9 protein-coding genes are annotated in these 12,540 nt (G+C 62.3%); 6 read left to right on the top strand and 3 right to left on the bottom strand.

Annotated elements, in window-relative coordinates:
* Positions 1 to 3: 3 nt before the first annotated feature.
* The 6 genes from PspCFBP13528_RS12850 (at position 4) to PspCFBP13528_RS12825 (ending at position 7,011) form a co-directional block, all read left to right on the top strand.
* The gene (locus PspCFBP13528_RS12850; protein ID WP_137200344.1) at positions 4 to 603 is read left to right on the top strand and encodes a DTW domain-containing protein; all 600 of its coding nucleotides are present in this window, start codon (positions 4 to 6) and stop codon (positions 601 to 603) included.
* Positions 604 to 841: 238 nt separating this feature from the next.
* Positions 842 to 1,744: a cysteine synthase CysM gene (gene cysM / locus PspCFBP13528_RS12845; RefSeq protein WP_065949732.1), complete on the top strand. Its 903-nt coding sequence runs from the start codon at positions 842 to 844 to the stop codon at positions 1,742 to 1,744.
* Positions 1,744 to 3,096 (top strand): 23S rRNA (uracil(1939)-C(5))-methyltransferase RlmD, encoded by a 1,353-nt coding sequence (gene rlmD / locus PspCFBP13528_RS12840; RefSeq protein WP_065949731.1) that lies wholly within the window; start codon positions 1,744 to 1,746, stop codon positions 3,094 to 3,096. The genes cysM and rlmD overlap by 1 nt, the downstream gene beginning before the upstream one ends.
* Before the next feature lie 120 nt (positions 3,097 to 3,216).
* Positions 3,217 to 5,463 (top strand): GTP diphosphokinase, encoded by a 2,247-nt coding sequence (relA, locus tag PspCFBP13528_RS12835; RefSeq protein WP_065893746.1) that lies wholly within the window; start codon positions 3,217 to 3,219, stop codon positions 5,461 to 5,463.
* Between the two features lie 143 nt (positions 5,464 to 5,606).
* Complete coding sequence (mazG, locus tag PspCFBP13528_RS12830) at positions 5,607 to 6,440, top strand: nucleoside triphosphate pyrophosphohydrolase (RefSeq protein ID WP_137200343.1); 834 nt, start codon at positions 5,607 to 5,609, stop codon at positions 6,438 to 6,440.
* 25 nt (positions 6,441 to 6,465) lie between these two features.
* The gene (locus PspCFBP13528_RS12825) at positions 6,466 to 7,011 is read left to right on the top strand and encodes a DUF2058 domain-containing protein (protein WP_014719402.1); all 546 of its coding nucleotides are present in this window, start codon (positions 6,466 to 6,468) and stop codon (positions 7,009 to 7,011) included.
* A 65-nt stretch (positions 7,012 to 7,076) separates the two neighbouring features.
* On the opposite strand, the gene PspCFBP13528_RS12820 is transcribed toward PspCFBP13528_RS12825, so the two are convergent.
* The 3 genes from PspCFBP13528_RS12820 to PspCFBP13528_RS12810 are packed head-to-tail and all read right to left on the bottom strand — an operon-like array spanning position 7,077 to position 12,332.
* The gene (locus PspCFBP13528_RS12820; RefSeq protein WP_137200342.1) at positions 7,077 to 9,194 is read right to left on the bottom strand and encodes a TonB-dependent receptor; all 2,118 of its coding nucleotides are present in this window, start codon (positions 9,192 to 9,194) and stop codon (positions 7,077 to 7,079) included.
* On the bottom strand, positions 9,191 to 10,417 hold the full coding sequence (locus tag PspCFBP13528_RS12815) for an MFS transporter (RefSeq protein WP_065949728.1): 1,227 nt from the start codon (positions 10,415 to 10,417) through the stop codon (positions 9,191 to 9,193). The genes PspCFBP13528_RS12820 and PspCFBP13528_RS12815 overlap by 4 nt, the downstream gene beginning before the upstream one ends.
* On the bottom strand, positions 10,407 to 12,332 hold the full coding sequence (locus PspCFBP13528_RS12810; protein ID WP_137200341.1) for an IucA/IucC family protein: 1,926 nt from the start codon (positions 12,330 to 12,332) through the stop codon (positions 10,407 to 10,409). The genes PspCFBP13528_RS12815 and PspCFBP13528_RS12810 overlap by 11 nt, the downstream gene beginning before the upstream one ends.
* Positions 12,333 to 12,540 lie beyond the last annotated feature (208 nt).

Raw genomic sequence — 12,540 nt, 5'->3', positions numbered from 1 at the left:
AACATGTCCAGACCCCAGTGTCCCCGTTGTCTCAGGCCAGTCAGCCACTGCTTGTGCCCGCTGATTCCCCGTCTCGACAGTCGCACCCGCGTGTTGCTGCTGCAGCATCCGAGCGAGGTCAACCACGCGCTCAACACCGCGCGGCTCGCGGCGTTGGGGTTGAACAATGCGCAGTTGGTGGTGGGCGAGGTGTTCAATGACTTGGCGAACCTGTTGAACCGGCCCGGTTATCAGGCGCGGCTGTTGTTTCCGGCCGACGATGCCCAACCCCTGCAAGCCTACGCACAAAACGATCAGCCGCTGTTGCTGGTGGTGCCCGACGGCACCTGGCGTAAGGCACGCAAGTTGCTGCATCTGAACCCACTGTTGGCGGCGTTGCCTCGGGTGACGCTGGCCGATGGCGGTGTGTCGCGCTATCGACTGCGCAAGGCACCGGGCCCGGGCGCGTTGTCGACGGTCGAAGCGATCGTGCAAGCGTTGCAGGTACTGGAAGCGCCAGCATCGTTCGAGACGCTGCTCAAACCCTTTGAAGCATTGATCGAGGGGCAGATTGCGGCGATGGGGGAAGAGGTTTTTCAGAGAAATCATGGCGGTGGGGACTAGGGCCAGGCGGATTATCGAGGCGTGGCCATCGGGGGCAAGCCCCCTCCCGCAGTTGACAGCGTCCCAACATGAGAATGCGGTCCAGTGTGGGAGGGGGGCTTGCCCTCGGTGGCGTCCGCCCAGTCTCCACCTCTTTGCCTTATTCCTATAAGCCATAAGCACCACACTTTGCGTGATATGGCCCGCCGACCTTTCCCGGTATGATGTCCGCCCCCGCAGTCTGGATTGCGAATACGCCATGACCTTGCAGTACCCAACAATCGCCGATTGCGTCGGCAACACGCCCCTGGTCCGCTTGCAACGCATGGCGGGTGAAACCAGCAATACCCTGTTGCTCAAGCTTGAAGGCAACAACCCCGCCGGTTCCGTCAAGGACCGTCCGGCGCTGTCGATGATCACCCGCGCCGAACTGCGCGGGCAGATCAAGCCGGGGGACACGCTGATCGAAGCCACCTCGGGTAATACCGGGATCGCCCTGGCCATGGCCGCCGCGATCAAGGGTTACAAGATGGTGCTGATCATGCCCGACAATGGCAGCGCCGAGCGCAAGGCGGCGATGACCGCTTATGGCGCACAGCTGATCCTGGTCACCCAGGAAGAAGGCATGGAGGGCGCGCGCGACCTCGCCGAACGCATGGCCGCCGAAGGCCGTGGCGTGGTGCTGGACCAGTTTGCCAACGGTGATAACCCCGAAGCGCACTACACCAGCACCGGCCCGGAAATCTGGCGCCAGACCCAGGGCACCATCACGCATTTCGTCAGCTCCATGGGCACCACCGGCACCATCATGGGCAATTCGCGCTACCTCAAGGAGCAGAATCCGGCGATTCAGATCGTCGGCCTGCAACCGATGGAAGGCGCGGCCATCCCCGGCATCCGCCGCTGGCCCGAAGAGTATTTGCCCAGGATCTACAACGCCACGCGCGTGGACCGCATCATCGACATGGCCCAGCGTGAAGCCGAAGACACCACCCGCCGCCTGGCCCGTGAAGAGGGCATCTTCTGCGGTGTGTCGTCCGGTGGCGCCGTGGCCGGTATGTTGCGCTTGTCCAAAGAGGTGGAAAACGCGGTGATCGTCGCGATCATCTGTGACCGAGGCGACCGTTACCTGTCGACCGGCATCTTTGACGAACCCAACTGATGGCCAAGCACGAGAGAGGCCTGCGCTTTCAACCGACGGGCGGCAGCCGGGCTCCGCAGATTCCGGTGGGCAAGAAGCAACGCCTGACCATCGAACGCCTGGCCAATGACGGACGCGGCATTGTGTTCTTCGAAGGGCGTACCTGGTTCGTCAACGGTGCGCTGGCCGGCGAAGAGGTGGAAGCGCGGGTGCTCGGCGCCCACGGCAAGGTGGTCGAGGCGCGCACCGAGCGTGTGTTCACGGCCAGCGAACTGCGTCGCCCGGCGCCGTGTGCGCATTTTGGCCGCTGTGGCGGCTGCAGCGTGCAACACCTGCCCCATGCCGAACAACTTGCGCTGAAACAGCGCATGCTCGCCGAGCAATTGTCCCGTGTGGCCGGTGTGGAGCCGCAAGCGTGGGCTGCGCCGTTGAGCGGGCCGGAATTCGGCTACCGTCGCCGCGCCCGCGTGGCCGTGCGTTGGGATGCCAAGGCCAAACACCTGGAGGTCGGTTTTCGTGCCGTGGCCAGCCAGGACATCGTCGCCATCGATGATTGCCCGGTCCTGGTACAGGCCTTGCAGCCGATCATGCAGCGTCTGCCGAACATGCTGCGCCGCTTGAGCAAGCCTCAGGCGTTGGGGCATGTGGAATTGTTCAGTGGAACGTCCATCGCCGTGTTGCTGCGGCATATGGCACCGCTGTCCGAGGCGGACATGCAGGTGTTGAAAGAATTTTGCAGCTTCCATGATGCCCAGTTGTGGCTGCATGGCGAGGGCCAGCCGGAGCCGGTCGAGCCGGGTCGCACGCTCGGTTTCCGCCTGGAGGCATGGGACCTGGAGCTGGCGTACCGGCCGGGTGATTTTGTGCAGGTCAACGCCGGGGTCAACGAGGCGATGGTCGCCCAGGCCCTGGAATGGTTGGCGCCGCAACCCGATGAACGGGTGCTGGATCTGTTTTGCGGGCTGGGCAATTTTGCCCTGCCACTGGCCAGGCAGGTCCGCGAAGTCGTTGCCGTGGAGGGCGTGCAGACCATGGTGGAACGCGCGGCACAGAACGCCGTAAGCAACAATTTGCATAACGCGCGGTTTTTTCAGGCCGATTTGTCCCAGCCCCTGACTGACGCGGAATGGGCCAAACCAGGCTTTTCTGCGGTACTCTTGGACCCACCGCGCGACGGTGCCCAGGAAGTTGTGCGCAGACTTGCCACCCTGGGCGCCAGGCGCCTGGTGTATGTGTCTTGCAATCCGGCGACGCTGGCGCGGGACACGGTTGAATTGGTCAAGCAAGGCTACCGGCTAAAGCGTGCCGGGATCCTCGACATGTTTCCGCAGACAGCGCATGTCGAGGCCATGGCGTTATTTGAAGCGGGCTAGGATGCCCGTTTAATCCGACTGGCCTGCAGTCTCCAGGGCCGTGAACTGCCAGGGAATCTGCAGCAAGGTCGGCGATGATTTTTGGCGCATCCAAGGTGCGTCGTAGGGAAGGTAAGCAAGATGGTACAGGTGAGAGCACACCAGCCGATCAACACCGACGGCAGTATCAATCTCGAGGCATGGCTGGATCATGCCGTCAGTGTCGACCCGGCACTGGACCGTGAAGCCTTGAAAGCAGCCTGCGAGTTCGCTCGTGAGTCTGAACAGCAGGACAATGCGGCCAAGAACCTGTGGGCGGAGGGCACTTCAAGCTTTCGTACCGGGTTGGAAATCGCCGAGATCCTGGCCGATCTCAAGCTGGACCAGGATTCGCTGATCGCCGCCGTGCTCTATCGCGGCGTGCGCGAAGGACATATCCCGTTGCCGACCGTCAGCCAGCGTTTCGGCGCGGTGGTGGCCAAGCTGATCGACGGCGTGCTGCGCATGGCGGCCATCAGTGCCAGCCTCAGCCCGCGCCAGTCCATGGTGCTGGGTACCCAGGGCCAGGTGGAAAACCTGCGCAAGATGCTGGTGGCGATGGTCGACGACGTCCGCGTCGCGCTGATCAAGCTGGCTGAACGTACCTGCGCGATCCGTGCGGTGAAGACCGCCGACGACGAAAAGCGCAACCGCGTTGCCCGCGAAGTCTTCGACATCTACGCGCCGCTGGCGCACCGCCTGGGTATCGGTCATATCAAATGGGAGCTGGAGGACCTGTCCTTCCGCTACCTCGAACCCGATCAATACAAACAGATTGCCACGCTGCTGCATGAGCGGCGGCTCGACCGCGAGCGCTTTATCAGCGACGTGATGGGCCAGTTGCGCGCCGAGTTGCAGGCCACCGGCGTCGATGCCGACATCAGCGGCCGCGCCAAGCACATCTATTCCATCTGGCGCAAAATGCAGCGCAAGGGCCTGGCGTTCAGCCAGATCTACGACGTACGGGCCGTGCGTGTGCTGGTGCCGGAAATGCGCGATTGCTACACCGCGCTGGGTATCGTCCATACCCTGTGGCGTCACATCCCCAAGGAATTTGACGACTACATCGCCAACCCCAAGGAAAACGGCTATCGCTCGCTGCACACGGCGGTGATCGGTCCTGAGGGCAAGGTGCTGGAAGTGCAGATCCGCACCCATGCCATGCATGAAGAGGCGGAGCTGGGCGTCTGCGCGCATTGGCGTTACAAGGGCACCGACGTCAAGGCCGGGTCGAACCAGTACGAAGAGAAGATCTCCTGGCTGCGCCAAGTACTGGAGTGGCACGAAGAACTCGGCGATATCGGCGGCCTGGCCGAACAGCTGCGCGTGGATATCGAACCGGACCGGGTCTACATCTTCACCCCCGACGGTCACGCCATCGACTTGCCCAAGGGCGCCACGCCGCTGGACTTCGCTTACCGCGTGCACACCGAAATCGGCCACAACTGCCGTGGCGCCAAGATCAACGGGCGCATCGTACCGCTCAACTACAGCCTGCAAACCGGTGAGCAGGTCGAGATCATCACCAGCAAGCACGGCACGCCGAGCCGCGACTGGCTGAACCCTAACCTGGGGTATATCACCACCTCACGGGCACGGGCGAAGATCGTCCACTGGTTCAAGCTGCAGGCCCGCGACCAGAACGTCGCCGCCGGCAAGACCCTGCTCGAACGCGAACTGGCACGCCTGGGCCTGCCCCAGGTGGACTTCGACAAGCTGGCCGAAAAGGCCAACATGAAGATTGCCGAAGACATGTTCGCCGCCCTCGGTGCCGGCGACTTGCGTCTGGCCCAATTGGTCAACCTGGCCCAGCAACTGGTGGAGCCGGAGCGTGGCAACGAACAGCTGGAGCTGATCCCGCGCAAGGCCACCGGCTACAAGCCCGGCAAGCGCGGCGATATCCAGATCCAGGGCGTGGGCAACCTGATGACGCAGATGGCCGGTTGCTGCCAGCCGTTGCCGGGCGACGCCATCGTCGGCTACATCACCCAGGGCCGCGGCGTGAGCATTCACCGCCAGGACTGCGCCTCGGTGCTGCAGCTGGGCGGGCGCGAGCCGGAGCGGATCATCCAGGTCAGTTGGGGCCCGGTGCCGGTGCTCACCTACCCGGTGGACATCATCATTCGCGCCTACGACCGTTCCGGTTTGCTGCGTGACGTCTCGCAAGTGCTGCTCAATGAGCGGATCAACGTACTTGCGGTCAACACCCGTTCGAACAAAGAGGACAACACCGCGCTGATGTCCCTGACCATCGAGATTCCGGGGCTGGACGCGCTGGGGCGGTTGCTGGGGCGGATTTCCCAGTTGCCGAACATCATTGAGACGCGGCGCAATCGCACCCCTGGTTGAACGCAGTCAAATAATGTGGGAGGGGGCTTGCCCCCGATAGCGGTGGGTCAGTCAATACAGGTGTCGGCTGATCCTTTCCCATCGGGGGCAAGCCCCCTCCCACATTGGATCGGCGGTGTTCATACCTGATTGGAAAGAGATCAATGTATTCACTAGATGACCTGCTACACCTGATGAACCGCCTGCGCGACCCGCAATACGGGTGCCCGTGGGATATCAAGCAAACCTACGCCAGTATCGTGCCGCATACCCTTGAAGAAGCCTACGAGGTGGCCGATGCCATCGAGCGCGGCGACTTCGATCATCTGCAAGGTGAGCTGGGCGACCTGCTGTTCCAGGTGGTGTATTACAGCCAGCTGGCACGCGAAGATGGGCGCTTCGAATTTGCCGGCGTGATCGACAGCATCACCCGCAAGTTGATCCGGCGTCATCCCCATGTGTTTCCTACCGGCGATCTTTACGCACCGCTGGATATCCCGCGGTTGAGCGAGGAGCAGGTCAAGCAGCGCTGGGAGCAGATCAAGGCCGAGGAGCGTGTGGAAAAATCCGACGCGCCCGAGCAACTGTCCCTGCTTGATGACGTGCCCACCGCCTTGCCATCGCTGTCCCGCGCCGCGAAATTGCAAAAGCGCGCCAGTCAGGTGGGTTTCGACTGGCCGTCCGCGTTGCCGGTGGTGGATAACGTACGCGAAGAGCTGGATGAAGTGCTCGAAGCCATGGCCGATAACGACTCGGCAGCGATTGCCGATGAGGTCGGCGACCTGCTGTTCGCAGCGGTCAACCTGGCCCGTCACCTCAAGGTCGACCCTGAAACCGCGCTGCGCGGCGCCAATGCCAAGTTCGAGCGACGTTTCCGATTTATCGAACAGGCATTGCGCGATACACAGCAACCCATAGAAGATTGCACCCTCGAAACGTTGGACGCCCTGTGGGGCGAAGCCAAACGCCAGGAAAAGACTATATCCAGCTGCGGTTGAGCAGTTGCCCAAGTGAGTAAGCACCATGAGCCTTTCCCTTCGCGACCAGTTGCTCAAAGCAGGTCTGGTCAACCAAAAGCAGGCCAAGCAGGTCGGCAAAGAGAAGCAGAAACAGCAGCGGCTGGTCCACAAGGGTCAGGCTGAGGTCGATGACACCCAGGCGCGCCTGGCGGCCGAGGCGCACGCCGAGAAGGTCAAGCGCGACCAGGAACTGAACCGCCAGCAGCAGGAAAAAGCCGAGGCCAAGGCCCGTACGGCCCAGGTCAAGCAATTGATCGAAACCTCACGGCTGCCAAAGTTGACCACCGAGGACTATTACAACTTTGTGGATGACAAGAAGGTCAAGCGCCTGTCGGTCAACACGCTGATGCGCAATAAACTGAGCAATGGCTCCCTGGCCATCGTGCACCACGGCGGCGGCTACGAAGTGATCCCGCGCGAAGCCGCGCTGAAGATCCAGGAGCGCGCGCCGGAACGTATCGTGCAGCTCAATATCCTGACCGAAAGCCAGGTGCCGGATGAGGATGATCCGTACGCCGCCTACCAGATCCCGGATGATCTGATGTGGTAAGGCTGTAGAAACGACAAACCCCGCCAACAGGCGGGGTTTGTGTTTTACCGTACAGCGCCTGCCGGTTACCAATCCACCGCGTAGCTCAAGCTGAAGGTGCGACCTTCGGCATTCGGGTACGGTGCGCGGGCGTTGGCCTGGGCGAACATGTTCTGATAGTTGCGGTTGGTGAGGTTGTACACCGCACCTTCGAGGCGACCGACCGGCAGCCTGACCGAGCCCAGCAGGTCAACCAGGGTGTAGCCCTGGATATCGCGACCGTTGTTGTCCTTGAAGGCCGCGTCGTAATTGGCCAGACGCATGCCCTGCAAGCGCAGGCTGTAGTCGTCACGCTGATAGCCGACGAAGGCGGTGGCCTTGGCCGGGGAAATACGCGTGGCGGGCAGGTCGATCCATTTGCCGTTCTGCTGGGTTTCACCTTTGGCGTACGCGTACGTGCCGCCTACCGACCACTGATCGGTGACGTTGTACGTCAGGCTGGTTTCAATACCGCGCACGCGCTCTTTCTGGTTGATCAGGCGCAGTACGCGGTCATTGGCATCGTAGAACTGCGTGACGTCCGAGGTGTTTTCATACGCCGTGACATTGGCCAGCCACTTGTCCCAGTTGCCACGCCAGCCCAGTTCATAGCTGTCGACCTTCAGCGCCTGGGCATTGAGGTCCTGGATGTTGTACGTGCTGTTGACGTCACGCAGGAAACGCTGGATATCCGGCAGGGAGAAGCCCTGGCTGAAGTTGGCGAACACGTCCTGGTTTTCACTCAGGTGGTACACCGCGCCGAGGTTGTAGAGGGTGTCGTCATATTTGAGGGTGCCGCCCGGCAGCGTCGCGCGGTTGCCTGTCTGAACGATTTCGCCGTAGGCGATGCTGTCGTCGACTTCGCTCTGGATCCACTCACGGCGCACGCCACCGCGCAAGGTCCAGTCGCCGATGTCATAGGACAGTTGGCCGAAGATCGCCTTGGTGGTGGTCTGGATGTCCGGGCCCAACTCGAAGGTGGTACCGGTCTTGGTGTACGTCAGGCCGTTGACCCGGTATTGGTCGCCGCGTTGGCGCGAGGTTTCGTGATCGTAGTCGGCGCCCCACACCAGGTTGCCGGTGGCGGGGCCGATGTCCGGCATCTGCGTGTCGATGGCTGCGCGCAAGCCATACACGTCTTGCACGCTGTTGTTGTCCGAGACGCCTGCCCGGCCCCTGGACAGGTCCGGGAAGAACAACGCATCCGCGCGGCGCCAGTAACTTTCCACCTGCAGGCCCTGGCCGTAGAAGTCCTTGTCGGCGTAATTGAGGTTGACCGCCTGATTGTGGGTGGACGGCTGGTCGTCCAGGTCCAGGCCTTTGACCGCGACGGCCTCGCTGGTGATGCGCGGGTTCTTGGTGTAGCGGGTGTCCTGTTCGTCTTTATAGTCCTGCAGCGACAGGCTGATCTTCTTGTCGTCATCGAGCGCGTAGCCGAAGCGACCTTGCAGGTCATAGGTGTCGGTGTCCATGTTGCTGCCCTGGGACGTGTCCTGGGGAATGCGCTTGCCGTTGCCGTCGAACTGGTCGTTGCGTTGCACCGTGTTGCCCGACACATACCAGTCCAGCGGGCCCTGGCGGCCTGTTGCGCTCTGGAAGGCCTGGTAGGAAAAGCCTTTGCGGCTGAGGTTGTCGCCGGCGGTCATGCCGATCTTGCTGCTGAAGGCCAGGTCTTCACCTGTGTTGCGCTTGGTGATGATGTTGATGATGCCGCCCGATGCGCCGGCGCCGTAGACACTGCTGGCGCCGGAAATCACTTCGATGCGCTCGATACTTTCCGGCGCCACGCTGTTGAGCTGGCGGAAGTTGTCGCGCGTGGCGTTCTGGGATACCCCGTCGATCAGGATCAGCGTATTGCGCCCGCGCAGCGTCTGGCCGAAGTTGCTCATGCCGCCGCTGGAGGGGGCGATGCCGGGGACCAGTTGCCCGAGGATATCGGCAACCCGGCGTCCCGCCGACGTCTGCTGGCGGATCTCTTCTTCGTCGATAACCTGCACCGAGCCCGGGATCGCCGCGATGCTGGTTTCACTGCGCGTGGCCGAGACCACCGTGGCCTGTAACTGCAGGTTGTTCGCCGCTGGCGTCTCCTCAGTCTGGTCGGCCCAGACGGGGGCGCTGATCGACCCGAGCAGGGGCAGCAGAATCGCCCATTGTGTTGTATTCATGACCTTGCCTTTGAGTTATTAGAAGTATTGACAGAAAAATCGGACATTTCAGGTGTTCGGGTGAACGAACGAATCGCGCGGATGCCCAGTGCGGCCAGGGCATACGTCAGTGCCACCAGCCAGAAGCTGTGCGCCAGGCCCACCATTGCCATACCGATGCCACCCAACAGCGCGCCGCACAACGCGCCGGCCTTGGCGGCGCTGTTGCCCATGCCCAAGGCAAATCCCTGCTGGCTGGGGGCAACGGTGTTGGCGATCAAGGTGTAGGCGACAGGCAGCAACGCGCCCTGCCACACGCCCCACAGCAGGCGGCTGGCAAGGAACCCCAGCCATTCGCCGGCCAACGCCGTGAAGGCCAGGGTCAGGGCGCAGAACCAGGTGACCCATTCGATGATGTGCAGCGTGCGTGCGGGTGAGTGCCGGTCAAACAAACGGCCCCACAGCGGCGCGGACAGCGCCAGGGTCAGCGCGCTGGCGGCGTAGCTGGCGCCGATCAGCCATGCGGGCGCATGCAGAACATCGGCAACATACAACGCGTAGAACGGTTGCGGCATCATCTTGGCGGCCTGGATCAATACGATGATTCCCAGCATCGCGCCAAGCCAACCTTTGGGAAGCGCAGCAGGCTTGGACGTGAGTGCGGGTCTCGAGCGTGGTGAGTCGCTGGGTAGGAACACGCTGATTATTGCGCATATCAGGCAGACTGCGGTGGCGCTGTAACACAGCAAAGCGAAACCGGATATATCCATCAGCCAGCCCCCCAACACCGGCCCGGCCAGGGAGCCCACGGCGGTGGCGGATTGCAGCCGGGCCAGAATATGCCCGCGACCGCCGTCGCCGCAGCAGGCCAGTGCATAGGCCTGGGCTGCCGCGATGAAGCCGGCCAACGCGCCTTGCGCCACACGGACGAGTACCAGCAGCCAAGGGTCGTCAGTGACGGCGGCCAGCGCCTGGCATAGCGCCAGCGCCAGCAGCGCGCGCAGGATCATTGGCTTGTGACCTGTACGGTCACCCAGACGCCCCCACATGGGCGTGAGGATCATCGCCGCCATCATCGGCCCGGCGTACACCAGCGAAGAAAGCAGGCCGGTGTAGTGGGCGTTCGCAGTGCCAAGCAATTTCTGGATCTGCAAGGGCCAGAAAGGCCCGCTCATTTCCATGGCACCCATCGACACCAACTGAATCACCACCAGCAAGCGCAGCGCAGTGCTGTTAGCCGACATGGGCGGCAGTGCTCAACGGGTTGGGGAGACGCCCGACGATGTCGGCATGGCTTTCCATCAGCCGCATGCGCATAAACGACTTGGCCGGCCAGTCCTGTTCCAGCAATGCGGCGCGTTCGGTCAGCCAGCGTTGTGGTTCGACCTGGCTGCGCACGTCATCGAAGCACTGGCTGACTTGCGCTGACAGTTCGTCCCACAGCAGTGCCTGGGCAATCTCGAAGTGGCGCGCGCAGAGCAATACCAACTCGCCCAAATGGCACATGAACACCGTGTGCAGCAACTTGTCACGCACGAAACCCGCATCGTCGTACAAGGTCATCTTCGGGTCATGCAATTCGATGTCCAGGCCTTGGGCGTGCAGGGTTTTGCGGTCGATGCGGATATCGCCGAAATCGCGCAACAGCAGGCGGCTGACGTGTCCGTCTGCGCCCATCACCATAAAGGAGTTCTGTTGATGGGCCTCGAAGGCCACGCCGTAGCGCAGGTACATGCCCAGCAGGGCGGGCACTGCGATGGATGCGTAGTCCTTGAAGAATGCGCGGATGGCCTGTGCGTCGTCAGTGCCTTTACTCAGGCGCACCCACTGCCGCAGCAACGGCTGCCCATGTTGGTCGGTGGCAAACAGGCTGCCTACCGGAATGGCCATCTCGCCCGTTTCGAGCAGGCTTTGCGGGTTGTCGCGGTAGAGCACTGCCAGGTGACGGGAGTGCTCGTCATTTACCGGTTGTGGTTTGAAATGCACGCCGAGGCGTTCGGGCACGATGCTGAGCAGGCGCTGGATGTCGGGCTCACGCGCCAGAATGGTCTGCAGCAGATGGCTGATGCGCGGGCCCATGCGCGCCGAGCGTGGTGACACCGTGCGCTGCACGCTGGTCAGGCGCAGTGAAACCGGGAGCTTGACCATTGGCGCGTCGCTGCGGCCTTCAGGCAGGACGGTCCTGAACGACATGGTCGGGTGGGCCGTGAAGGCAACGATGTCGGTCAGCACCAGCAGCCGATCGGCGATCTCATTGGCGAACAACTGCGGTAACTCCTGGTGAGCTTGCCAGGGATGGGCAGGCAGCGGCAGATAATCGCTGGCCTCAAGGCCCTGGGCGGTCAGGTGCGCCGTCAGTTGGCGGGCAGCCTGCGGGAACTGGTGTTGCCACCACTGCCAGTAGTCCGCGGTACCGCCCAGGCTTTCGACGTGGGCGTACTGGCGGTGCAGGGCACACAGCAATACCGGGAAGCGCGCTTCGAACTCCGGTGAGAAATCGATCACCTGTTCCGTTCCCAGACCCAGCTTCGTCTTGTAGTTCGGGTGCCAGGGATGGCCGAGCGTACCCCATTGCTCAAGCACTGACGTCGGGTTGCCAACGCCAGGGTCATTCTTCAGATAGCCGAGCAGGTTGCCCTGATGCACAGGGTCCATTGCGGCCTGCAACTGGAGCGTCCATTGCTCGTGAAAGGCCAGGCACAGGGTATCGTTGATGAAGCTGTCGTCGATTTCTGTGTTGAGGCGGTCCAGGACCTCTGGCTCGGCAGACGATTGGAGGCGGGTGTTCAGTAAGGTCAGCAACTGCGACGGGAATTGGATTCTCTGTTCGGGCTGCCCAGCCCGCACCACGCTGACCTTGCCGCGCAAATCCCAGCTGGCCATGCGGCCGCGGCGCAGATGCTCGAAGCGCACGCGGGTCTGGTCGGGCAGCGTCAGCCAGCCGTGGCCGTGTTCGTCATGGCTGAGTGTGTCCGGATCAAGCAGGCCTTCACGAAACAGTGCCTGGATCAGGCGCTGGAAACTGCGTTCGCAGGCTGGCGCCAGGGTTGCGACCAGCGTATCGATCGTAATGTGCCTGGCTTGGAATTGACGGGTGGCGAGTGCTTCACCCCAGCGGTCAAGCAGGGATTTTTCCGGTGTGGTGACATGTCCGTGCATCAAGTCAAACTCCGTTTCCGTGGGGTCGAGTAAAAGCGCAGCGATACTATCGAGAATCATTACCAAATGTCTATTTGTTGTTACGCTTTTTGCGGAAACGATTATTCAGGGCGGCGAGGGCGTTTTCTAAAAACGAAAACCCCGCTCAAAAGGCGGGGTTTTCGTTTGCAGGCGGCGCGGCTGCGTGGGCCGGGCGTCTACGCGATTT

Origin of the sequence: Pseudomonas sp. CFBP13528 (assembly GCF_005233615.1) — a bacterium.
Lineage (GTDB): Bacteria > Pseudomonadota > Gammaproteobacteria > Pseudomonadales > Pseudomonadaceae > Aquipseudomonas > Aquipseudomonas fluorescens_AM.
Note: the sequence above shows the minus strand (reverse complement) of the source record. Positions and strands in the feature narration are given on the sequence as shown.